This window comes from Pseudomonas sp. Q12-87, from assembly GCF_001269755.1.
GTDB classification, from domain to species: domain Bacteria; phylum Pseudomonadota; class Gammaproteobacteria; order Pseudomonadales; family Pseudomonadaceae; genus Aquipseudomonas; species Aquipseudomonas fluorescens_S.
The window spans coordinates 11,038-36,007 of sequence record NZ_LHVI01000022.1 but is presented as its reverse complement, the minus strand read 5'-3'; the positions used below and the strand labels follow the sequence as shown (position 1 = coordinate 36,007).

Annotated in this window: 13 protein-coding genes; 10 read left to right on the top strand and 3 right to left on the bottom strand. The window is 64.2% G+C overall.

Annotated elements, in window-relative coordinates:
• Positions 1 to 49: 49 nt before the first annotated feature.
• Complete coding sequence (locus tag AD663_RS15620) at positions 50 to 661, bottom strand: type II secretion system protein J (RefSeq protein WP_003182495.1); 612 nt, start codon at positions 659 to 661, stop codon at positions 50 to 52.
• Positions 658 to 1,110, bottom strand: a complete 453-nt coding sequence (gene gspH, locus AD663_RS15615; RefSeq protein WP_053214096.1) for a type II secretion system minor pseudopilin GspH — start codon at positions 1,108 to 1,110, stop codon at positions 658 to 660. Before gspH ends, AD663_RS15620 begins: the two co-directional genes overlap by 4 nt.
• Before the next feature lie 117 nt (positions 1,111 to 1,227).
• Between gspH and AD663_RS15610 the strand changes: the two genes are divergently transcribed.
• Positions 1,228 to 1,659: a general secretion pathway protein GspC gene (locus AD663_RS15610; RefSeq protein WP_053214095.1), complete on the top strand. Its 432-nt coding sequence runs from the start codon at positions 1,228 to 1,230 to the stop codon at positions 1,657 to 1,659.
• A 24-nt stretch (positions 1,660 to 1,683) separates the two neighbouring features.
• Here AD663_RS15610 and gspI read toward each other — a convergent pair whose 3' ends face one another.
• Positions 1,684 to 2,058: a type II secretion system minor pseudopilin GspI gene (gspI, locus tag AD663_RS15605; protein ID WP_053214094.1), complete on the bottom strand. Its 375-nt coding sequence runs from the start codon at positions 2,056 to 2,058 to the stop codon at positions 1,684 to 1,686.
• A gap of 150 nt (positions 2,059 to 2,208) precedes the next feature.
• On the opposite strand from gspI, the gene gspG reads away from it, so the two are divergent.
• The 9 genes from gspG to AD663_RS15560 all read left to right on the top strand — a co-directional run bounded on the left by gspG (position 2,209) and on the right by AD663_RS15560 (position 24,928).
• Positions 2,209 to 2,658 (top strand): type II secretion system major pseudopilin GspG, encoded by a 450-nt coding sequence (gspG, locus tag AD663_RS15600; protein ID WP_003182486.1) that lies wholly within the window; start codon positions 2,209 to 2,211, stop codon positions 2,656 to 2,658.
• A gap of 8 nt (positions 2,659 to 2,666) precedes the next feature.
• Entirely contained in the window at positions 2,667 to 3,653 is a 987-nt protein-coding gene (gspK, locus tag AD663_RS15595) for a type II secretion system minor pseudopilin GspK (RefSeq protein WP_053214093.1), read from the top strand.
• Complete coding sequence (gene gspL / locus AD663_RS15590) at positions 3,650 to 4,831, top strand: type II secretion system protein GspL (protein ID WP_053214092.1); 1,182 nt, start codon at positions 3,650 to 3,652, stop codon at positions 4,829 to 4,831. Before gspK ends, gspL begins: the two co-directional genes overlap by 4 nt.
• Entirely contained in the window at positions 4,824 to 5,381 is a 558-nt protein-coding gene (gene gspM, locus AD663_RS15585; RefSeq protein WP_053214091.1) for a type II secretion system protein GspM, read from the top strand. The genes gspL and gspM overlap by 8 nt, the downstream gene beginning before the upstream one ends.
• Positions 5,378 to 7,744 (top strand): type II secretion system secretin GspD, encoded by a 2,367-nt coding sequence (gene gspD, locus AD663_RS15580; protein WP_053214090.1) that lies wholly within the window; start codon positions 5,378 to 5,380, stop codon positions 7,742 to 7,744. The genes gspM and gspD overlap by 4 nt, the downstream gene beginning before the upstream one ends.
• A gap of 35 nt (positions 7,745 to 7,779) precedes the next feature.
• The gene (gene gspE, locus AD663_RS15575; protein WP_053214089.1) at positions 7,780 to 9,198 is read left to right on the top strand and encodes a type II secretion system ATPase GspE; all 1,419 of its coding nucleotides are present in this window, start codon (positions 7,780 to 7,782) and stop codon (positions 9,196 to 9,198) included.
• Positions 9,198 to 10,409, top strand: a complete 1,212-nt coding sequence (gspF, locus tag AD663_RS15570; RefSeq protein ID WP_003182472.1) for a type II secretion system inner membrane protein GspF — start codon at positions 9,198 to 9,200, stop codon at positions 10,407 to 10,409. Before gspE ends, gspF begins: the two co-directional genes overlap by 1 nt.
• 510 nt (positions 10,410 to 10,919) lie before the next feature.
• Complete coding sequence (locus AD663_RS15565; RefSeq protein ID WP_003182469.1) at positions 10,920 to 12,089, top strand: substrate-binding domain-containing protein; 1,170 nt, start codon at positions 10,920 to 10,922, stop codon at positions 12,087 to 12,089.
• Between the two features lie 215 nt (positions 12,090 to 12,304).
• Entirely contained in the window at positions 12,305 to 24,928 is a 12,624-nt protein-coding gene (locus AD663_RS15560; protein ID WP_053214088.1) for a filamentous hemagglutinin family protein, read from the top strand.
• The last annotated feature ends 42 nt before the right edge of the window (positions 24,929 to 24,970 follow it).

Here is a 24,970-nt window from a genome sequence, read left to right as displayed (position 1 = left end):
GATATGAGGCCCGCCTCGGGCCTTCCTGCTGGCGCTATGTCGGTTCGACTTATTCCAACGGCCCCAGCACTTGCCGGTATTTTTCGGTGCCCTGGGGTGTCTGGCGGGTCAAGCTGATTTCGAGGCCTGCCGGATTCTCCTGGCGATTGCCACTGAGCTTGCGCCAGCCTTTTTCCTTGTCCCAGAACCGCAGCGCGGCGTCATTGACGTCGTTGAGCACGGCCACCCCTGGACCAGGCGCGGGCAATGGATAACGGTCGCGGGCCTGGCCCTGGGCACGGTACAGAGTGTCGCCCTTCAGCCACCAGCGTACCCGTTGCAACTCGCCTTCCCGTGTCGCTCCCACGCGGATTACGTCCAGGCGAAACCCCCGGCCTTCGGCGCTGCGCACCGTAAGGGCGGGCGGGGCTGTGGAGGGCGCGTCGTCGACGCCGGGTTTTGCCGGTTCGCTCAGCTCGGTACTGGCGCGCAGGGCCACGTCGCGCTCCAGTTGGTTCAACACCCGCAGCAAGGCTTCGGTCTGCTCGGTGCTGGCCTGCAAGTGGCTGTCGGCGCGGGTGACGCTGTCCAACCCGCGCCAGGCAATCAGGCTGACCACCGCCATCAGCAAAATAGCTACCATGACTTCAAGCAAGGTGAAGCCTGTCTGCCGGGCGCTCATTGGACCTGCACCCGTCCGGCGGCGCTGCGTTGCACATTGAGGCTGTTCTGACCGTCCGAAAGTCGGATTTGCAAAGGCTCGCCGATCCATTCGGCACTCAACACGACCCGCTGCCCAGGCTCCACGCGAACCTCCATCGTCGGGCTCTGCCAGCGACGTGAATGCAGCTGCGGGTCGTCCTTGAAACGATCCAGTCCCGCCCCCTGATCGGCACGGCGACTGAAGCCGAACCCTTTGGCATCCCAGCGCCAGGTAATCGCGCGGCCGTCGGTGCGGGCTTCGGTTTGTGCCAATTGCAACAGCTGCACCAGCCGTTCGGCGTCCTGGCGCAACAGTTTCAGCGGGTCGGGCTTGATGCTCAAGCTCACGGCGGCGCTGGCGATGCCGATGATCACCAGTACCACCATCAATTCGATCAGGGTGAAACCGTGTTGCCGGGCCCGGGCCATAGCGCGCTCCTTTGCGTCCAGGCCATCCTGCACGGCGAAGATGATAAGCGTGTGAAATAAAACGGAGAGAATTGACGGGTACCCTGGGGGCCGGAACCAGAAAAGGAGAGTCGGGCCATGGTGTTCATCGAGCGGGTATCCCCGGCGCAGATCGTCCAGGTCGTGGGCCTGGTGGCGGCGTTGGCCGGGGTGGCGACCTGGTCTTCACTGCTAATGACATCGGCTGAGTCCCGTACACCGGATGTCGCTTCGCAGCGCCTGGCCGAGCGCTCCGATAACCCGGCGTTGCAGTGGTTTTCCAACCAGCCGGCACCGGTGGACATCAAGGTCAGCGGCGTAATGGCCGGCACCCGCGCCGCCGTGGCGATCCTCAGCCTCAACGACGGGCCGCCGCGCAGTTTCCTGGCAGGAGAACGGATCGCCCAAGGGGTGCGGCTGGTATCGATCGAGGCGCAGGCCGTGGTGATCGAGCGTGGCAACGAACGAACCCGCCTGGTCCTCGCCCGGCTGCCGGATTCGGTGAGCTTGCCTTCGCTGACAGGGCCCTGAGAGCCTCAAGGATGGTGGTTACTTTTATTTTTTTTGACTGACCAACGTCTCCAACCGGGCCAGCGGCGGCGCTTCGCGGCTGCGATCCGAGACGGTCAATTCAACCTCTAGCAGCCGGCCATTTTCCGTCGTGCGCAGATGCTGTTCGCACCGCAACAGCAAGCGTCCCTGGTCGCATTCGAAAACTTTCGAGCCCTGGGTAAACCGTCCTTCCAGGCGCAACTGCGCCAGTTGGCTGCGGGCTGCCAGCAACGCGATGGCTTTGTCCCGGAGCAGGCCGTTGCTCTGGGTCATCACCGCGGCCACGCGCACGGCGGCCGACATGGCCACGGCGATGATCGCCAGGGCCACCAGCACTTCGATCAAGGTGAATCCGGCTTGGGCAGCAGGGCGAGGCATGGGCGCGGGCTCGTGGGGCGAAAGCAGCCCCCAAGGCTAGCCGGCGTTCGTGACCGATTGACGACGCAAGCTCCTGAGCAATTTCAATATCACTGACATATTTTCTTGCAACACTGCGCCTCGAATCGAATCCAGCGAAGGACCGTCGAGATGCAGATCGCCCGTTACAACGCCCGTCCCCAAGGCCCACGCGGGCAGGGGGGCTTCACCCTGATAGAAATCATGGTCGTGGTGGTCATCCTGGGCATCCTGGCGGCGATGGTGGTGCCCAAGGTGTTGGACCGTCCAGATCAGGCGCGAGCGACGGCGGCGAAACAGGACATCGGCGGCCTCATGCAAGCCTTGAAGTTGTATCGGCTGGACCACGGCAGTTACCCGAGCATGAACCAGGGGCTCAAGGTGCTGGTGGAAAAACCCGCCGATGCGAAAAGCGGCACCTGGCGTTCATACCTGGAGCGCCTGCCGAACGACCCTTGGGGACGCGCCTATCACTACCTCAACCCCGGCGCCAACGGTGAAGTCGATATTTTTTCCCTGGGGGCCGACGGCCAACCTGACGGCGACGGCGTGAACGCCGACATTGGCTCCTGGCAGTTGTAAGGGCCGTGATGCGAACGGATTCGCCCCTCGCGGCGAAGCAGCGCGGCATGGCGGTGATCAGTGCCTTGCTCATCGCCGCCGTGGTGGCGGTGATCGCCGGCGGCATGCTGACCCGCCAGACCCTGTTCACCCGCAGCCTGGAAGCCGAGCAGTTGCGTGTCCAGGGGACAGGACGGTTGCAAGGCGGTTTGCAGCTCAGCCGCCAGTTGCTCTGGGAGGCCCGCCAGCGTGATCCGCTGACGCGCCTTGGCCAACCCTGGGCCAAGCCTATCGTCATGCCCGGTTCGGGCCAGATCGACACGCCATTCGAAGGCCAGTTGGAAGACGAACAGGGCAAGTTCAACCTGCGCAACCTCGTCGCCGAGGAGCGCGTGGATGAAGAACAGCGGCGGGCGTTCGAACGGTTGTGCCAGCAGCTTGGCGTTGCCGCGACGGTTCGCGAGCGCATTGTCGAACGGGTGGTCGAGGCTTATCCGCGATTATCGGACCCGCAGCAGGCGGCCAAGGCTGCGGTGAGCCGCACGTTTGTCAGCGGCCGGGACACTTCGCCCGACGCCGCCAACACGCCCCAGGCGCCGACACGGCCCATGCTCCGCACGCTGCAAGACTTGCGCAGCGTGAAGGGCGTCACATCGCAGGTGCTGGAGACATTGGCCCCTTACGTGACGATCCTGCCGGCCAATACCTGGCTCAACGGCAACACGGCCAGTGCGCCGGTGCTTGCGGCTTACGTGCCCGGGCTGTCGCTGCAACGGGCCGAGGCGCTGGTCAGGGAGCGCGAGGGTGGTCACTGGTTCATCAACCGAGGGGATTTCGTCAATCGCCTGCGCATGCCGGAGCTGGAGATCAGCACCGTCAGGGTCGGCATCACCAGCGACTGGTTCCGCCTGCGGGGCCAGGCGCGCAGCGGACAGCGACGGGTCGAACTGGACGCGTTGCTGCAACGCAGTCCGGACCATTTGCCCCAGGTGATCTGGTCAAGGGTGGGCGTATGACGCGCTTGCGGATTGGGCTGGCGCCTCTTGCCGGCCTGAGTCTCGACACTCCGGTGGCGTTTGCCTGGCTCGATCGCCAGGGCCAGGTGCGCGAACAAGGGGTCAGTCGAATCGGGGCCCTGGGCAGGGGCGCCAAGAGCCTTGCGGTGGAATGTTTTCTACATCCCCGAGACAGCCTGTTGGCCCGCGTGGAGCTGCCGCCGTTGCCACCAGCGAAGATCACCGCCGCAGTAGCGTGCGCCGCCCAGGCCCTGATGCTCGGTGCCAGCGAACGCATGCAGGTGGCCCACAGTCCACGCGGGATTGACGGGCAGGTACAGGTCGCCTGGCTGGACCGTGAATCGCTCGCCAGGTTGGCCGGGCTGCTGCATCAGGCCGGGTTGAAACTGCGTGGCCTTTATCCGGCGGCCTACGCCTTGCCCGTGCTGTCGGGGCCGGTGGCCTGCGTCGAGGATGACCACCTGCTGGTGCGTCATGACTTGCAGCACGCCGTGGTCCAGCCGCTGCAGGAAGAGGCGTTGGCCGAATGGCTGATGGAAGCGCAGGCGGGGCTGCACTGGCTGGGAGATTCGCCGCCCCACGCGTCGGTCGACACCTTGGCCGCCCCCCAGCGTTGGACCGGTCCTGCGCCGGGCTGGGGCTTGCATGCCGGCCTGTCACGTAACGCAGCCGAGCGTGGTGGCTGGGGCCGCGCTGTGGCGATCTGCGCTGTGGCGCTGGCGGTGTGGGTGGTCGGGCTGAACCTCTACGCCGCCCGGGAAGCGGCGCAGGGTCAGCGGCTGAAGATGCAGATGGTCCAGCGGGTGAAGCAGGTGTTTCCCGAGTTGCCGGTGATTCTCAACCCGCTGCAACAGGCGCGCCAGCAAATCGCGGTTCGCCAGGGCGCTACGGCGACCGACCCGGGCCAACGCTTCGCCAACCTGGTGCAACAGGCAGGCAGCGCCATGCCGTTCATGAGCGGCAACGTGCAGGCGCTGGTATTCGAGAACGGCGAGTTGCACCTGAGCGTAATCGCGCAAGCGCCGAAAACGACCGCCACCGATGACTGGAAAACCGCCCTGGCCCAGGCTGGCATCGACGTCGCCGCCATCGACCAGGGCTGGACCCTGCGTGTGGCCCCGGCCGGCCAAGGCACTGAGGACAACCCCGACTCCACTGCGGACGCCGATGATGAATAAGCAATCCCTGGCACTGGCGCGGCTGCGTTGGCGGGCCTGGCGTACTCGCTGCCGGACATTCTGGCAGGGGCTGGCCGTGCGCGAACAACGTGCCGTGTCCGTGGCGGCACTGGTGCTGGGCGGTGGCCTGGTCTGGCTGGCGTTGATCCAGCCTGCGCTGAAGACCATCGCCTATTGGCAAGCCGAAACCCCGAAGCTGCGCTCGCAAACCGAAGCCCTCGAAGTGCTGTTGCGCGATGTCGGCGGCGCTGCCCAGGGCCAGCCTCTTGAAGCGGCTCTGCGCCAATCCCTGGACGCCAGCGGGTTGAGTGAGCGCTACCAGTTGCAGACCCTTGGCGCCGATGCCTCCCACGCTTGGCAATTGTCCTTTCAAGATGCCCCGGCGGAGGCAGTGATCGGCTGGCTGCTGGGCAACCCTCGGCAGTTTTCCCTGGAAGTGATCGAGGCCCGCTTGCTACGCACAGCCCCGACCGCTCCTGACAACACCCCCGGCACACTGTCCGGAACCGTTCGCATGGATCAGGCGCAAAGCGCTAAGGAAGCTTCATGAAGGGGTCCAGATTCCCGGGTCATTGGCGCAAGGCTGCGCCGCTGTTGCTGTTGGCCTTGAGTGCGTGCAACAACACGCCGCCCGCGTCGCAGCCGCCGTTGCTGGTGGACAGTGAACTGGGCATACCGTTGGGCAGCACCCAGCGCAGCGGCGATGCGTTGCTGGACCGCCAGCGTGCCCAGGCCCTGCGCGAGCAGAAACCGCCCGCCAGGCATCAGGTCGATCTCACGTCCCGTGCCCGCGAGCCCCGCAGCCCTGCGCCGGCGCGTACGCCGTTGGGCGATCAACCGGTAACGCTCAATTTTGTCGAGGCGGATATCCAGGCGGTGGTGCGAGCGCTGTCCCGTTCAACCGGGCAGCAATTTCTGGTAGACCCCCGCGTCAAGGGCAACCTGACGCTGGTCTCCGAAGGCCAGGTTCCGGCTCACCAGGCCTACGACATGCTGCTGGCCGCGCTGCGCATGCAGGGCTTCAGCGTGGTGGATGTCGGCGGCGTCGCCCAGGTGGTGCCGGAGGCCGACGCCAAGCTGCTCGGCGGGCCGATCTACAGCGCCGACAAACCGGCCGGCAACGGCATGCTGACCCGCACGTTCCGCTTGCAATACGAGAACGCGGTGAACCTGATCCCGGTGCTGCGTCCGATCGTTTCGCCGAACAACCCGATCAACGCCTACCCAGGCAACAACACCATTGTGGTCACCGACTACGCCGAGAACCTGTCGCGGGTGGCGCAGCTCATCGAAGGCATCGACACCCCCAGCGCCATCGACACCGACGTGGTACCGATTCACAACGGCATCGCTGTCGACATCGCGCAGATGGTTTCCGACCTGCTGGAAACCCAGGGTGGCGACCAGACCCAGAAGATCAATGTGATCGGCGATCCGCGCTCCAACTCCATCATCATCCGCGCTGGCAGCCCCGAGCGCACGGAGCTGGCGCGCAACCTGATCTACAAGCTCGACAACGCCCAGAACAACCCGAGCAACCTGCACGTGGTGTACCTGCGCAATGCCCAGGCCGGCAAACTGGCCCAGGCCCTGCGCGGTTTGCTCACCGGGGAAAGCGAAGGCGAGAGCAACGACAACTCGCGCTCGGTGCTCAGTGGCATGGGCGGCAACACCAATGGCCAGAGCGGGCAAAGCAGCAGTGGCGACGGCACCGGCGGTACCAGCGCCAGTGGCAGTGCGTCGACCACCAGCACCGGCTACGCCCAGGGCAGCAACGGGACACCCTCCGCTTCGACGAAAAACGAACAGGGCACTGCCTTCAGCGCTGGCGGCGTGACGATACAGGCCGACGCCACCACCAACACCTTGCTGATCTCCGCGCCGGATCCGCTGTACCGCAACCTGCGGGAAGTCATCGACCTGCTGGACCAACGTCGCGCCCAGGTGGTGATCGAGAGCTTGATCGTAGAGGTCGGCGAGGATGACGCCAGCGAATTTGGCGTGCAGTGGCAGACGGGCAATCTCGGTGGCAACGGGGTGATCGGTGGGGTCAATCTCGGCGGCACGGGACTCAATCTCAACGGCAAGACCAGCATCGATGTGTTGCCCCAAGGGCTGAACCTGGGCCTGGTCAACGGCACCGTGGACATCCCCGGTATTGGCAAGATCCTCGACCTCAAGGTCCTGGCCCGGGCCTTGAAGAGCAAGGGCGGCACCAACGTGTTGTCGACGCCGAACCTGCTGACCCTGGACAATGAAGCGGCGAGCATTTTTGTCGGCCAGACCATTCCCTTTGTCAGTGGCAGCTACGTCACCGGTGGCGGCGGCACCAGCAACAACCCGTTCCAGACGGTGACTCGCGAAGAGGTCGGCTTGAAGCTCAATGTCCGACCGCAGATTTCCGAGGGCGGTACGGTCAAGCTCGATATCTACCAAGAGGTCAGCAGCGTCGACAATCGCGCCTCGAGCACCACCGGGATCGTCACCAACAAGCGCGCCATCGACACCAGCATCCTGCTCGACGACGGGCAGATCATGGTCCTTGGCGGGTTGCTTCAGGATGGCTACAGCCAGAGCAATGACGCGGTGCCGTGGCTGTCGACCCTCCCCGGTATCGGTGCGCTGTTTCGCAACGAGCGCCGGCAGATCACCAAGACCAACCTGATGGTGTTCCTGCGGCCGTACATCATCCGCGACACCGCGGCGGGACGCGGCATCACCCTCAACCGCTACGACTTCATGCGTCGTGCCCAGGGCCTGCTGCAACCGGAGCGCAGCTGGGCCATGCCGGACATGCAGGCCCCGCAACTACCCGCCTCGGCCCGGGCGATCCCGGGCGCCGCGCCGGTCAGCTTGCAAACACCCAGGGCGGCGATCAAGGCGGTGCCTGTGACGGAGCCGGTTGGACAATGAATACCGTGTCGGTCGGTAGAAGGGGAGTTGAGCCCATGAACACCCTCCCATATGCCTGGGCCAAGGCCCAGCGCCTGGTGCTGCGCGAGTCCGCAGAGGGGGCGGTGCTGATGGTGTGTCCCTCCACGCCTGGCTGGTCCATCAGTGAGGTGCGCCGTCAGTTCGGCGAAGTGCGGCTGGAGCGGGTGCGCGACGAGGAACTCGATGGGCTGCTCAACAGTGTCTATGCCGACACCGGCAGTGCTGCGGCCGTGGTGGGCGCGGCGGAAAACGAAGTCGATCTCGACCGGCTGATGCAAGACATCCCCGAGATCACTGATCTGTTGGACACCCAGGACGGCGCGCCGGTGATCCGCATGATCAACGCCTTGCTGACCCAGGCCGCGCGGGACGAGGCCAGCGACATTCACATCGAGCCCTACGAGAGCCATTCGGTGGTGCGCTACCGCGTCGACGGCACCCTGCGCGACGTGGTTTCGCCGCGCAAGGCCCTGCACGGCGCGTTGGTGTCGCGGATCAAGATCATGGCCCAGCTCGACATCGCCGAAAAACGCCTGCCCCAGGACGGGCGCATTGCCCTGCGCGTGGCCGGCCGACCGATCGATATCCGCGTCTCCACGGTGCCCACCGGCCACGGCGAACGGGTGGTGATGCGGCTGTTGGACAAGCAGGCCGGACGCCTGCAACTGGAAACGTTGGGCATGGACCCGGACGTGCTGGGCAAGCTCGATCACCTGATCCGCCAGCCCCACGGCATCGTCCTGGTCACCGGTCCTACGGGCAGCGGGAAGACCACCAGCCTGTATGCCGCCCTGGCCCGGCTGGACGCCAGCGTCCACAACATCCTCACGGTGGAAGACCCGGTGGAATACGATCTGCCGGGCATCAGCCAGATCCAGGTCAACGCCAAGATCGACATGACCTTCGCCCTGGCGTTGCGGGCGATCCTGCGCCAGGATCCGGACATCATCATGATCGGTGAAATCCGCGATCTGGAGACGGCGCAAATTGCCGTGCAGGCGTCCCTTACCGGGCACTTGGTGCTGGCCACGCTGCACACCAACGATGCGGTGTCGGCGGTCAACCGCTTGATCGACATGGGCGTCGAGCCGTTCCTGCTGGCCTCGTCGATGCTTGGTGTGCTGGCTCAGCGGCTGGTGCGCAGGTTGTGCTCGCAGTGCAAGCAGCCGGATCCGGCCACGCCCGGCACCTGGCGACCTGTTGGCTGCCCGACCTGTAACCAGACCGGCTACAGCGGCCGCACTGGCATCCATGAATTGTTTTGCATCGACGACGACATCCGCACGCTGATCCACCAGGGGGCAGGGGAGCAGGCACTGCGCGCCGCCGCTCGCCAGGCCGGTATGTTCAGCATGCGCGAGGATGGCGAGCGCTGGGTGCGCAGTGGCACCACGGCCCCTGAAGAAATCCTGCGCGTAACACGGGACGCCTGATGAATCGCTACCGTTTCGAGGCCGCCGACGCCCAGGGCAAGATCGAATCCGGACACTTGGAAGCCGACAGCCAGGGCGCTGCTTTCAACCTGTTGCGTAGCCGTGGCTTGACCGCGTTGCAGGTGCAGGCCGAGCGCAACACGACACCGGCCAATGGCGGTGGTTTGTTCAGCGCCAAACTCTCGGACAACGACCTGGCCTGGGCCACCCGGCAACTGGCGAGCCTGCTGGGCGCGAGCCTGCCGTTGGAAGCCGCGTTGAGCGCCACGGTGGAACAGGCCGAGCGCAAGCACATCGCCCAGACCCTGAGCGCGGTGCGCGCCGACGTGCGCAGCGGCATGCGCCTGGCCGAAGCCCTGGCGGCGCGGCCCCGGGACTTCCCGGACATTTATCGAGCGCTGATTGCCGCCGGTGAAGAGTCCGGCGACCTGGCTCAGGTCATGGAGCGACTGGCGGATTACATCGAGGAACGCAACAACCTGCGGGGCAAGATTCTCACGGCGTTCATTTACCCCGGGGTGGTGGGGCTGGTGTCGGTTGCCATCGTAATTTTCCTCCTCAGCTATGTGGTGCCGCAGGTGGTCAGCGCGTTCTCCCAGGCCCGGCAAGACCTGCCCGCGCTGACCGTGGCGATGCTCACCGCCAGTGATTTCATTCGTGCCTGGGGCTGGTTGTGTTTTGGCGTGCTGGCCGGTGGGTTCTGGAGTTGGCGCATGTACTTGCGCAAACCGGCGGCGCGGTTGAGCTGGCACGCGCGGGTGTTGCGCCTGCCGCTGATCGGGCGTTTCGTACTGGGCCTCAACACCGCGCGATTTGCCTCGACCCTGGCGATTCTCGGCGGAGCAGGGGTGCCGCTGCTGCGCGCCCTGGAGGCGGCGCGCCAGACGTTGTCCAATGACCGCCTGAGCCAGAGCGTCAGCGAGGCCACCGCCAAGGTCCGCGAAGGGGTCAACCTGGCGGCGGCGCTGCGGGTGGAAAAAGTCTTCCCGCCGGTGTTGATCCACCTGATCGCCAGCGGCGAAAAAACCGGCTGCCTGCCGCCGATGCTCGAACGCGCCGCACAAACCCTCTCCCGCGACATCGAACGCCGGGCCATGGGCATGACCGCACTGCTGGAGCCGCTGATGATCGTGGTCATGGGCGGTGTGGTGCTGGTGATCGTCATGGCGGTGCTGCTGCCGATCATCGAGATCAATCAGTTGGTGCAATAGCCACCGCGCAAAAAAAACGTGGCGAGGGAGCTTGCTCCCGCTGGGCTGCGCAGCAGCCCCAAAGCCAAGCTCCTCGGTGTGCCAGGCAGATGGCATGCAATCTTTTTGGGGCCGCTTCGCAGCCCAGCGGGAGCAAGCTCCCTCGCCACAAAAGCAGCCGATGATTTTGCAGTGACGCAACACCTCCCGAACCTTTCCGTCGCCAAACTCGGGTTCCTCGTTCTGTCATCTTTCGCCGCCCGGCAACCGTCCGCCGCCACCTCCACGGCCAGCCCTTATCGTCCCCCTGAAAAAACCGCCTGAACCCACGGCACAGAGCCCTCGAACACCCGAGGAAAAAAGCCGAAAAACAGCCCTCAGCTCCCGAGGTTTTTTCCTTTATCTGTCACCGGAAACTGCGAATTTCTAAGCCATGGCCTCACCCCATCGCCATCGGCACAGGACCGAGCGCCATGACGGCAAGCACGCGTCACCCAACCTTCGTACGAACACGATGAAAGGAGATTCTTCATGTTTAAGCGCAACGTTCTCGCGGTATCCCTGACCCTCGCCGGCCTCTGCGTCGCTCAGGCCGCCATGGCTGATGTCAACGGCGGTGGTGCTACCTTGCCTCAGCCTCTGTACCAGACGTCCGGTGTACTCACCACCGGCTTCGCCCCTTACATCGGCGTGGGCAGCGGTGCCGGCAAGGCCGCTTTCCTGACCAACGACTACACCAAGTTCGTGCCTGGCGACACCAGCGGCAAGAAAGTGCACTGGGCTGGTAGCGACTCCAAGCTCAGCGCCACTGAACTGAGCACCTACGTCAGTGCCCACGGTGCCGCCTGGGGTCCATTGATCCAGGTGCCTTCGGTCGCCACCTCGGTTGCCATTCCGTTCAACAAGACTGGCACCGCCAACGTCGACCTGAGCGTCAACCAATTGTGCGGCGTATTCTCCGGCCGCCTCACCGACTGGAGTCAGATCACTGGTTCTGGCCGTACCGGCGCGATCACCGTGGTCTACCGTGGCGAGAGCAGCGGCACCACCGAACTGTTCACTCGCTTCCTGAACGCCAAATGCGCTGAAACCGGCACCTTTGCCATCACCACCACCTTCGCCTCCAGCTACAGCGGTGGCTTGCCATCCGGTGCCGTTTCCGCCTCCGGCAGTGCGAATGTTATGACTGCACTGAACGCTGCCCAGGGCCGCATCACCTACATGAGCCCGGACTACGCCGCTACCACCCTGGCCGGTCTGGATGACGCCACCAAGGTCGCTCGCGTCGCCGGTGTTTCCCCAGCTCCTGCCAACGTTTCGACCGCCATCGCTGCTGTTGCGGTACCGGCAGTTGCCAACCGTTCCAACCCGAACGCCTGGGTACCGGTGTTCGCTGCTACCACCAACCCAAGCGACCCTAGCGTCGTGGCCTACCCAACCACCGGCTACCCAATCCTGGGTTTCACCAACGTGATCTTCAGCCAGTGCTACGCCGATGCGACCCAGACCACTCAGGTTCGCAACTTCTTCAGCCGTCACTACGGTTCGTTGACCAACAACGACTCGGCCATCACCGCCAACCGTTTCGTGCCACTGCCTTCGGCTTGGAAAACCGCTATTCGTGACTCCTTCGTCACGGCTTCCAGCGGTCTGAGCGTCGGCAACACCAGCGTCTGCAACGCCATCGGTCGTCCGTTGTAAGCCCACGCTTGAACGACCCGCAACACCCGATCAGCAACGGTGCGAGCCGTTGCTGATTTTTGCGTCATGTCCGAACCAACACAGCCACATGAAATTTTCATGACATCCGTTCGGTCCCGTGCGGCTGTAACCGCCTATCCCCTATAACCAACGCTGGCAGCTTGATAGCACTGCGTTGCGCCCCCTTAAGAAGCGAACCCGAAAGGATGAGTAGGATGCTGCGCTGCAAACCCCAGACGAACCTGAATGCCCCACGTCGCGATGGCGAGTTGTCGATGTTGCGGCTCAAACCGCTGGCCCAGGCCATTGCGTTGCTGATGGTGGCCGGCAATGCCCATGCAGCGACGGCGTTCAGTTCGGCCTGGTTTGCCGCCAAGGGCGCGTCCCAGACCGGTGGCGCAGGGCGACCCACGACCGCGCAACCAGGCATGCCGCCACCCCTGGCGCAGCAGCAAAGGGCCAATGCGCAGCTGCAACGTTCGCTGACCAACCTCAACAACACCGTGGCCGCCATCGCCGCCCAGCAGGCTGCCCAGGCCGCCGGGCGGCAAGCGGCGTTGGGGCAGGTGCAGGTCGTGCCCGATGGTTTGGGCGACGGTGGGCTCAAGGTCGATAACAGCCTGACCCAGGGCTGGCTCAACGCCAAGGGACCGCAGCAGACCCAGGCCGGCGGCAAGACCACGGTGAAGATCGAGCAGACCGCCGACAAGGCGATTCTCAACTGGGAAACCTTCAACGTCGGGCGCAACACCACCGTGGATTTCCAGCAGCAGTCGGACTGGGCCGTGCTCAACCGGGTCAACGATCCGCAGGCGCGACCGAGCCAGATCCAGGGCCAGATCAAGGGCAACGGCACGGTGATGCTGGTGAACCGCAATGGCATCATTTTCAGCGGCAGCAGCCAGGTCAACGTGCGCAACCTGGCGGCGGTGGCGGCCAACATCAGCGATGAGCAATTCAGCAAGCGCGGCTTGTACGTCGATGCCACTGGCACCCAGCCGACCTTCACCGACGCGGCGGGCAAGGTCGAAGTGCAGCAGGGCGCACTGATCGAAACCCATCGTGCCGCCACCTCCACGGCGGGGGGCGGCTATGCCTTGCTGCTGGGTAGCGAAGTGGAGAACGCCGGCTCCATCATCACCGCCAAGGGCCAGACCACCCTGGCGGCAGGCGACAGCTTCTACATCCGGCGCGGCCAGGGCACCAGCGGCAACCTGCGTTCCACCACCCGTGGCAACGAGGTCGCGACATCCCTCAAACCGGGCAGCAGCGCCGGCACGGTGATCAACAGCGGCCTGATCCAGGCCAGCACCGGCGACATCACCTTCACCGGACACCGGGTCGAGCAGAACGGCGTGGCCGTCGCCACCAGTTCAGTGGACACCCGCGGCACCGTGCACCTGCTCAACGCCTTCAGCGACAGCACTGGCAGCGTGACCCTGGGGCTGGGCAGCGCCACGGCGGTGTTGCTCGACGCCGCCGGCGGCAGTGCCCTGGACAGTCAGCGCAATGCCGGACCGGCCGGCCTGGATGGCACGCCGAACAACCTGATCACCGGCCAGTTCAACAACCTCAGCAGCGTGGTCGACCGCACCGATCAGTCGCGGGTCGAGATCGTCAGTGGCGGTAGCGTCGACTTCCAGAACGGCTCCATCACCCTGGCCACCGGCGGCCAGGTCGCGGTCAGCGCCGCCGGGCGCAGCCTGGTGCGCGATGGCGCGGTGATCGACGTGTCCGGCGCCATTGGCGTCAAGGTGGCGATGGAGTCCAACTCCATCAAGGTCAACGTGCAGGGCAATGAGCAGCGTGATGCGCCGGTCAACCGCGACGGCGGCAAGCTGACCAACAACGATGTCTGGGTGGATGTGCGTGACTTGATCTACGTGCCGGCAGGCACCAATGGCTACGCCACCGACCGTTGGTACACGGCGGGTGGGCTGTTGGAAGTCGGCGGTTCCTTGGGGACCCGAGGGCACAGCGCCGGTGAATGGGCTGCTCAAGGCGGCACCCTGACGTTCACTGGCAACGACGTGGTGACCCAGCAGGCAGCGCAACTGAACCTGTCTGGCGGAACCCTGGATGTGCAGAGCGGCTACCTGCGTCAGACCTGGCTCAAAGGCCCCAATGGGCGTTTGTATGAATTGTCCAAGGCGCCGGGGGACATTCTCTATACCGGCATCTACAAGGGCTACGAAGACCACAGCCAACGCTGGGGCCAGACCGATTACTACTACAACCCGTTGATCGCCCCTCGCGAGCGTTTTGAGGCGGGCTACACCGTCGGCCGTGACGCCGGCAAGCTGGTGGTATCGACCCGCAACGCGGTGCTGGAAGGCCAGATTGTCGGTGAGGTCTACCAGGGCGAACGCCAGACCCAGGCACCCAATCTCAACCTCGACGGCTACCAGCAATCGCAAAACGCCGTGGCCCGACGGGCGCAGTTGTGGGTGGGCAGCTACACGCCGATCTACGACAAGACCAGCGGCATGATCAACAGTGGCCTGAACCCCACCTTCGATCAGGTCACCGTCGGCAAGGTGGCCGACAAGATTGCCGCGGGCCTGGACCTGACCTCGGTGGTCGACACCGATCGGCAAGGCAAGCTGGTGCTGGATAACGAACTGCTCAATGGCTTCCAGCTCGGCGCGGTCAAGGTAGCGGCTGCTGAAGGCATCAAGGTCGACGGAGCACTCAAGGTAGCCGACGGCGGCGACATCACGCTTTATGCTCCGCGGGTCGAGGTGAGCGCCGACCTGACGGCCCGCAGTGGTCGCATTGTATTGGGTAACATCCTCAAACAGGTCAGGACCGATAACTTCCAGATTGGAGACGTCACGCTTTCACCCGCCACGGGACAGCGGGCAGTGGTCACATTGGGAGAAGGCGTCAAGCTGAACGCCGCCGGACGGTGGAGCAATTTGCTGCTTGACGACAACGACCGCCAAGGCCTGCCGTTTCTCAATGGCGGCACGGTGTCCGTGCGCAGCAGTGGCGACATTGACGTGCGTCAGGGCAGCCGGATTGACGTCAGTTCCGGTGCTGCGGTCATGGCCGATGGCAAGATCCGCGGCGGCAAGGGCGGTGACCTGACCCTGACCTCCAGTACCGGCGCATCGTCCGATAACGGCGCCTTGAACCTTGACGGTGAACTGCGCGGCACCGGCGTGAATGGCGGCGGGACCTTGACGCTGGCGGCCAATAAAGTGCTGATCGGCGACAGCGGCTCGCCGCTTGAACCGGGCACCCTGCAACTGGGCGGAGACTTTTTTGACAAAGGCTTCTCGGCCTATGACATCACCGGTAACGAAGGCCTGAGCGTGGCCGACGGGACCCAGGTCGATGTGACGATGCCGGTGTACCGTTTTAGCGAGCAGGCGTTGAGCACCGGCGGTGGCGCAGAACCGGCGGATGCTTTGCAGCGCTGGACGCCGGAGTTGTACCAGGAAGACGCGATCAAAGGCATCATGACCCAGCGTCGTGGTGCGAGCCTGAGCCTCACTGCCGGTACTGCGAACTCCAGTGCCGCCGACATGGTCAGCACGGTGTTGAACCTGGGCAAGGGCAGCGTGATCAGCGTCGATCCGGGGCAGGGCATCGATGTGCGCAGCATCGGTCAACTGACCGCCAACGGCACCCTTAATGCGTGGGGTGGGCGGGTCAGCCTCACCGCGTTGAGCGTCATCGGTGCGCAGGGTGAAGCGGTCAACGCTCAGGGCCACGGTCGTTCGATCTGGCTGGGCGAACAGGCGTTGATCGATGTCTCCAGTCGGGCGGTGACCGCCCGGGACATGCGCGGGCAGACCTATGGCCTGGTGCGCGATGGCGGCCAGATTGTCATCGGCGGTCAGATCGATACCGCGAAAGGATCGGCTTCCGCATCCGAACTGTTTGTCGTGATGCGCGAGGGGGCGCGTCTGCAAGCGGATGGCAGCCAGGCCGTGCTGGATATTCCCGGCCAGGGACGTACGTCGGTGGCGAGCAATGGCGGCAGTATTTCCCTGGCGTCGGCCAATGGTTTGTACCTGGACGGCGCGTTCAGCGCTCGTTCGGGTGGCACAGGGGCGGCAGGCGGCAGTTTGTCAGTAGCCTTGGAAACGCCGTATTACCGCAACGATGCTGTCAGTGACCGGGTCTTGCAGGTGCGTGAGCTGGTGCTGGGGCAAAACGCCCAGGCGACCCTGCTGGGCGACACGGCCGAGACTTCGGCGGATTCACTTGTCTACGGTCACGGGCGGTTGGGCGTGGACCAGGTCCAGTCGGGCGGCTTCGACAGCCTTGCCTTGTTGAGCAACGGCCTGTTGAGCGTCGATGGCGACGTGTCACTGTCTCTCGGCCAAAGCCTGAGTCTGTATGCCCGCAGCTTTGGGCCGAGTGCAAACGCGCCAGCCAATACCCGGGTCCAACTCAATGCCTCCCATGTGCTGCTGTCCGGGCCGGCGGCGGCTCTGCCGAATATGGAAGGGTATACTCGGCCAGCGGTCGAGGGCGGCGGTGTGTCGCTGTTGGCAAACAAGGCAGTGTTTTCCGTTAACGCAGACCTGCTGGATGTACAGGGCAGTGTGATATTTAGCGGCAAAGGCATGCTGAGGCAGGCCGACGGCACGATCGTCGAGCTGGAACGCGCCGGTTTCGACCGGGTCCAGCTAAGCAGTCGGGGTGATTTACGATTTCTGGCCGGGTTCTCTGGCGGCGGTATGCCTGAAGGCTTCACTACCCAATTGCTGACCCCTTCGGACATGATCTTGCAAGCGGCGCAGTTATATCCCGCGACTGGGGTCGGCGCACGGATATTGGCAGGATATGGCTGGGGCACTGAACCCGGTAGCGGCATGATTCTCTATGATCCGGCGCGCAGCCTGGTCATTGGACGCACCACCCAGGTAGTACCTCAAGTGCCTTATTCGGTATTCGGTCGCTTGCAGCTTGGTAGCGCGAAAATCGAACAAGGTGGTGTTGTCCGTGCACCTTTGGGGTTGCTTGAAATCGGTACAAACGACAGCTTGGCGGGTGTCTCGGCTCGAGTAGACTTGTTGCCGGGCAGCCTGACCTCGGTCAGCGGCCTGGGGTTGGTGCTGCCTTATGGTGGCACTGTCGATGGCCAGAGTTATCAGTACGCTGGAAAGAAGGTTGTGTTGCTAGGGCAAGGAGCGGCTTCCGGAAATGGTGACCTGAATATCGGCGTGATTCTCGGCGGTAAGTCGGTGGCGGCCCAGGAAGGCTCGGTGCTCGATCTCTCTGGTGGCGGTGAACTGCTTGGCGCCGGTTTTATCTCTGGCCGTGGCGGTTCCACCGATGCTCGCTTCAACCCGCTGGTACAAATCGGCGCCAATGGCGGTTTCACCTTGCCGGGACTGTCCAGCAACCCGGTCTATGCCATCGTGCCGGGCAACCAGAGCCAGTATGCGCCGGTCTCCCCTGAGGGCGGTGCGGTGGACCCTAGGGTCGGTCAGCAAATCACCATAGGTGCCGGTGTGCCTGGGCTGGCTGCCGGTACCTACACCCTGATGCCGTCCACCTATGCTTTGCTGCCGGGGGCGTTTCGAGTCGAGGTCAATGGCTTGGCGGGGCAAGGCGTGACAACGGGCGCGCAACAGATGCGCAACGGCTCCTGGACCACCGGTGGCGTGCTATCGGTGGCCAATACCGGGCAGCGCAACAGTTTGTCCAGCCAAGTCATCCTGACCTCGGGCGATGTGCTGCGTCGCTACTCGCAATACAACGAAACCAGCTACGCCCAGTTCGCCGTGGCTGACGCCGCGCGCTTGGGTGTTCCCAGGGCTCTGTTGCCGGTAGATGCCAAGACGTTGAATTTGAACCTGGCCAAGGGCGCCGCAGATCAGGCCTTCTCCTTCAAGGGGATCGGCAAGTTCGCGCCTCAGACCGGAGGATACGGCGGCACTGTCGCGGTGGTTGCCAGCAATGGCACCGCGCTCGAAGTGGTCGCCGAAGGACGGGGGGCCACGGCCGGCTTCGACGGCGTGACCCTCAACGCCGAAAGCCTCAATGCATTGAATGCCTCACGCCAAGTGATCGGCGGCCAGTTTTCAGTGCTCTATGGTCAAGGTGGTAACTACATCACGCCGCAGCGCGTGTCCCGTAGCGTCGCGCTACGTGAAGGTGCGACCCTGTCGGCGCCCGAGGTATTCCTGCTGGCCGACGGCGGCGAACTGTTGGTGGAACAAGGCGCCGCCATTAACACCATCGGACGGGGCAAGGCCGCTTACGATGCCCGTGATGGTTTTATCTATAACCTCAATGTGACGTTCCAAAACTACAGCTTGCTGGCTGCCTCCAATGGCTTGCTCAATGTATTGGCCCCTGTGTCAGGCACCAGCGGCACGGTCAACATCGGCGGATGCAGCCTGACGCCGTGCAGCGGCGTGACCCGCATTCATTCCGAAGGCAGCATCGTTGCTGCCTCCGGCAGCACCCTGAAGTTGGACGACCAGGTGCGCTACGGCACCCGCCATCTGACCCTGGCCCTGAGCAACATCAACGTCGGCACCGCCCAGGCCCTGAGCAATGCGGCGACGCGGCAGGTCTTGCCCGCCGGCCTGACCCTGAGCCAGACCGTGCTCGATCGCCTGTTGCGCGGCGACACCGAATACGGTGCTCCGGCCCTGGAAACCCTCGAACTGTCGGCCAGCCAGGCGCTGAACTTCTACGGCACTGTCAGTCTCGACACCTATGACCCGACAACAGGCAAGTCGCGCCTGAATAATCTGATGCTCAGCACCCCTGCCATCTATGGTGCCGGTAGCGCCAATGATGTGGCGACCATTCGCACCACCAACCTGATCTGGAACGGCGCTGTCGGCGCGCCGGGTTCGGTGATTGCCGGTGGGGCCGGTACCGGTGCCGGTCGCCTGGACATCCAGGCCCAGCGCATCGAATTCGGCTACGGTGACTTCGCCCAGCCCAGCTCGGTCACCACCCTGGACCGCCTAGCCCTGGGATTCGCCAACGTCAACCTCAGCGCCAGCGAACGCCTGACCGCCAATCACAAGGGCAGCCTGGCGGTGTATCAAAGCCAGGGCGCCTATGACGCAAAAACAGGCTACGTCTACAGCGGCGGCAACCTGAATATCCTCACGCCGTTGCTCACGGGTGAAGCCGGATCGGTCAACCGCATTACTGCAGGCGGCGTGGTCAATGTAACGGGCACAACCGCTAAGCCTGGCGCTGTCTCCGGGCTAGGGGGCGAGCTGTCCCTCAAGGGCGCGAGCCTCAATCTCGCCAGCGCAGTGGTGCTGCCCAGCGGCAAGCTCACCCTCAGCGCGACGGATGACCTGACCCTGACGGATGCGGCGCAGATCGACCTGGCTGGGCGCGCAGTCACCTTCAACGATGTGACGCGTTACAGCGCCGGTGGTGAGGTGATCCTGCAAAGCCGCAACGGCAACATCCGCCAGGCGGATGGTTCAAGCATCGACCTCTCGGCCCGTAACAACCAGGCTGGTCGGCTCAGTGCCGTGGCCCTGGACGAGGCCGCCGGGATCGTTGATTTGCAGGGTCGGATTCTCGGCAGCAGCACGGGCGAATATGACGCCGGCGGCACCGCCATGCCGTACCTGGCCGGCGGTGTGGAAGTCCAGGCCCAGCGCCTGGGCGGCAACGGCAGCCTCAGCGAGCAGTTCGCGGCCTTGAACCAACGATTGAACGACGGGCAGGTGTTCGGTTCCCGTGGCTTCCAGCTCAAACAGGGCGACCTGGTGATCGGCAACGAACTCAAGGCCTCGACCATCAGCGTATCGGTCGACAATGGAAACCTGTTGGTCAATGGCAAGGTAGACGCCAGCGGCGAACGGGTCGGCAGCATCCGGCTCGCCGCCGGGCGGTCCCTGACCCTGGGCAGCAGCGCGGTGCTCGATGCCCACGGCAATCGCCTGCGTGTAGACAGCTACGGCAAGATCATCGACTCACCGAACCGCGCGATGGTCGACCTGACCTCCCGGGGCGGTGTGCTGACCTTGGCTGACGGCGCACGCATCGATCTGCGCCATGGCACCGCGGCGCCTGCGGGGCAGCATGATGGCCGCGCTCGCGGCACCCTGGAACTCAATGCCCGGCGTGCCGGGCCAGATGCCACCGACGGTGACATCGCCATCGACGCCAGCGGGAACCTGGATATCCAGGGCGCGCGGTCCATCGCCGTCAATGGTATGTGGCAGTACAACGATGCAGCCTTTGGCAGCGATCCGGCGGCCAGTGGCCGTCCTTATCAGGTCATCGACCAGGCCTACCTGGATGGCAAGCACCAGGATAGCCTCGCCTTCATCAACGCGGCGCTGGCCAACAGCGATTTGATGCAACGTAGACTCGCCGGCCTGGACAACGCCCGTTACGCCGATGCGTTCCACCTGCGGCCCGGCGTTGAGATTGTCAGCGCCACGGCCGACGGCGACCTGGTGGTGCAGGGTGACCTGGACCTGTCCGGCTATCGCTACGCCAGTGTCAACCCGCGCACCCGGCAAACTGCTGTGTACGGCTCCGGCGAGGCCGGTGCGCTGACCCTGCGCGCCGGTGGCGACCTGAGCATCTACGGCAGCATCAACGACGGATTCGCTCCGCCGCCCGCCACCCAAGATGACAAAGGCTGGATGCTGCTGCCCGGCATCGATTTCACCGGTGGCGACATCGTCGTCCCCGGTGCCGGCGTGACGCTGGCCGACGGTACGGCGTTCCCGGCGGGAACCACGCTGAACTACGACTTGCCGATCAAAGGCGTGACCCTGGCGGCGGGTACTCGACTGCCGGTGGCCGCAGTCCTTGAGCAACCCTTGGAGCTGCCGGCCGGCACGGTATTGGCGGCAGCGGTGCACGATGCATCCGGCAACCTGCTGTTTGCCGCGGGCACTTTGCTGAGCCGGGCCCAGACCCTCGAAGCCGGCTCGCAGTTGGGCGCCGGCAGCGTGCTGAGCGGTGCCGCCGCACTGCTCGGTTTCACCTGGCCCAAGGGCGTGGCGCTGCCCAATGTGGCGAATGCGAGCAATGCCCAGAGCAATATCCTCAAGCTGGATGGCAGCCTGGCGTTGAACCGCGGTTCGCTGATCCCGTCCGGCACCGATGTGAAGTTGCCCAATGGCGTCGAGTCGATCCAGCTACGTCCGGAAATCGCCGGCAGCGATGGCCGCATGTGGGCTATCGCCCCGATGCTCGCCGAGGGTTCGCAATCCTGGTCGCTGCGGCTGGTGGCCGGGGCCGATACGACGGCGGCGGACAGCCGGATCGTCCAGCCCGATCCGGTACAAGGCGACTTGCGTCTTGCCGATAGCCACTACGGCATGTTTGGCAAATCCGTGCCGGCCAAGGGCACCTATCAGTGGACTCAACTAGGGGTCGATGAGCTGGCGGGCGCGGGGTTCACGGTAGCGCTCGGACAAACCGTCGACCTGACAATCGTGAGCAATTTTGGCTACGACTCGGTTGACGCGTTCTGTGCGGATTTCGCTGGTATTTGCGCGCTTCAAGCTTCTTACAGATGGACCAAGGCAGCGGAGGAGGAATTGGCAGGTTCCGGTTTTGAGGTCAAGGCCGGCGAGCTGATCAGCCAGGCCGCTGCGCAGTTTTTCCAGTTTGATTCGGTTCAGTCACTCTGCGACGCGGCGCCGAGTGTCTGTGCCCCCGCAGACGTGGAGTATGAAGCGGTTGCCGGCAGTGTCCGTCCGAGCGTCATCCGCACCGGCACCGGCGACCTGGAACTGCTCAGCGGTGGCAGCCTGCGCATGGATTCGTTGTTCGGCATCTACACCGCCGGAACCTCGTCGGCACCGACGTTCCCAGGCGATCCCTACAACCAGCCCAAGGCCCTGGGCGCCAACGGCAAGGTGCTCACCGACGAGGATGGCAGTAACGAAAAGCTAGTCGATGGCGGCACTGAAAGTCTCTATCGCGCCTGGTATCCGGACGCGGGCGGTAACCTGTTGCTTAAGGTCGGCGGTGACCTCAGTGGCAACCTGACCGCGCCTGTCAACTCTAGCGGGCGACCAAACCCTACCGACATGGGCCAGGATTCGGCCAATGTAGGCAATTGGCTCTGGCGCCAGGGCAATGGTGATTCAGCTAGCAGCCAGCCGACCGCCTGGTGGATCAACTTCGGTAGTCATACCGCGTCGACGGTGTCAGGTGGCGCTGATCAAATGGCCGCTTTCACCGGGTTCGGGACTTTGGGTGGCGGTGATCTGGATGTACAGGTGAAGGGTGACGCGGGGGTGTTGAACCGGCTCGCCGGTAACGACTTCAACTCAAACATCAACCCTCGTAGCCAGGGGCTGCTGTTGGCGGTGGGCAGCACCGGACGTGTGGGCTCTGATGGCAGCCTGCAATTGACCGGCGGTGGCGATCTCAACCTGCGTGTGGGTGGTGTTTTGAATCCCGAGAGCTCGTTCACCATGGGGCATCTCAACGGCGCGGTCATCAATTTGCGAGGACACGCCCAAATCGATGGTGGTGCCATTGGTCGTATCGACCTGCTCTACGGCAACAGTGCCCCTGTGCAATCCCCTGGAGAAACACGGGCCTACGACTCCTTCAAGTCCACACGAGGATCTGCAACCGGTGGACTGACCCTCATGCCTGGTGATGCTACCTTCGATCTGCGTACGTTGGGCGACTTGGTCGTGATGGACGTTGCCGACCCGGGCCGGGTGCCGATGATGAGCGTGTCGCCCTTCAAAAATGGTGCGACTAACGGCTCGGGCGTGAGCTGGTTTTCGTTGTGGACGGCTAATACTGCGATTGATCTCTGGTCATCGGGGGGCAATCTGACGCCGCTGATGTCTGGGGGCGAGACGGACTTGGCGGTAGTCTACCCATCGATTCTGCGGGCCGTTGCGGCCAGTGGCAGTCTTTACTACGGTCAGGCCAAGGTCGCAGGCTCCGGTAACTCCAGTAACGGCTATCGCTCAGCCTTGCTGCTTGCCCCCGGCATCAACAGCGAGTTGCAGTTCCTCGCTGGTGACTCCATCTATGGCGGTGACCTGACGGTCAGTCGCTCTGGTGCCTCGTCCACGGCCGTGGCCACACCATTTCGGCCGGCCTTCATGGGGCTTGTCGATAACGCTGTGGTGGTCAGTAATCTCTCCGCCGATGCCAATCGTGTCTCTATAGGCGCAAATACATTGCCGTTGTTTGCTTTTGATAGCAGCAGCGCGTCCGACGAATGGGCGAGCAACACCGATCCTGCCCGTTTCTATGCGCTCAAGGGCGACTTGCTGGCCGTCAATAGCGGGCGGACGATGACGTTCACCACCACGAATGACAGCCGATTCGGCCAGACTTATTACGAAGGAACCGGGTCGGTGTGGATGATGGCCGGGCGGGACATCGTCAGCAGCGGAACACCGCTGAGTGGCGGCCAGGGTGGTGAGTCTGTCACGGGGCAGTACACCAGCGCCGGCAACCTCTTCATCCACAACAACCCCACCGACATCTCCATCGTGTCAGCCGGGCGCGATATCCTCTACAGCAACTTCAATGTCGCCGGTCCCGGCCTGCTGGAAATCACCGCCGGGCGCAATATCCTGATGGACGACAAGGTCAGCATCACCAGCCTCGGCGCCGTGGTGCCGGGAGATTCGCGCCCTGGCGCGAGCCTGGTGCTGCAAGCTGGCGCGGGCCTCAACGGCGCGGATTACGAGCGCTTCGTCAAGGCCTACCTGGACCCGGCGAACCAGGCCCTGGCCGGTGTGCCGCTGGCGAACCAGGACGGCAAGGTCGCCAAGACCTATGAAACCGAATTGGTGGATTGGCTGGAGAAACGCTTCGGCTTCAGCGGCGACAGCGAGCAGGCCCGCAGCTACTTCGCGGCACTGCCGGCCGAGCAGCAGCGGGTGTTTGCCCGGGATGTGTACTTCGCCGAGCTCAAGGCCGGTGGTCGTGAGTACAACGAAGTGGGTGGCGTGCGCCAGGGCAGCTACTTGCGGGGCCGGGAGGCTATCGACTTGTTGTTCCCGACCAAGGACGTGGCGGGCAATCCGATCACCTACAAGGGCGACATCACGATGTTCGGCGGGGCGGGGGTGCACACCGATTTCGGCGGCAGTATCCAGATGCTTACCCCGGGCGGCGGGCAAACATTCGGCATTGAGGGCAATGCGCCGCCATCCACCGCCGGGGTCATCACTCAGGGTGAGGGCGATATCCAGTTGTATGCGCAGAACAGCATCCTGCTGGGGCAGAGCCGAATCATGACCACTTTTGGCGGCTCGATCCTCGGTTGGTCGGCCCAGGGCGATATCAACGCCGGCCGCGGCTCGAAGACCACCGTGGTGTATACGCCGCCCAAGCGCTTGTACGACACCTGGGGCAACGTGACGCTGTCGCCGTCGGTGCCGAGTACCGGTGCCGGTATCGCCACCCTCAACCCGATTGCCGAAGTGGCGCCGGGGGATATCGACCTGATCGCGCCGTTGGGCACCATCGATGCGGGCGAGGCGGGGATCCGGGTGTCGGGCAACGTCAACATCGCGGCGTTGACGGTGGTGAACGCGGCGAACATCCAGACCCAGGGCAAGTCCTCCGGCGTGCCGCTGGCAGCCTCGGTGAACACCGGTGCGATCACCTCCGCCAGCTCGGCAGCGACCTCGGCCACCCAGGCGGCCGAAGATGTGGCGCGCCAGCAGCAGAACGCGGCGCGGCAGAACCAGGCGTCGGTATTTACCGTACAAGTGGTGAGCTTCGGCTCCGAGCAACTGGCCCCGTCCCGCGACGGTGCCAGCCGCGAAGCCCCCCGGACCTACGACCCGGCCAGCCCGGTCCAGGTCCTCGGTGCCGGCCCCTTGGATGAACAGACACGGCAGCGATTGACCGAGGAAGAGCGGGGGCGGTTGAGTTTGTAGCGTTTGCAGTGAAAGGGCTTGCTTGCACGGTTGACTCGGTTG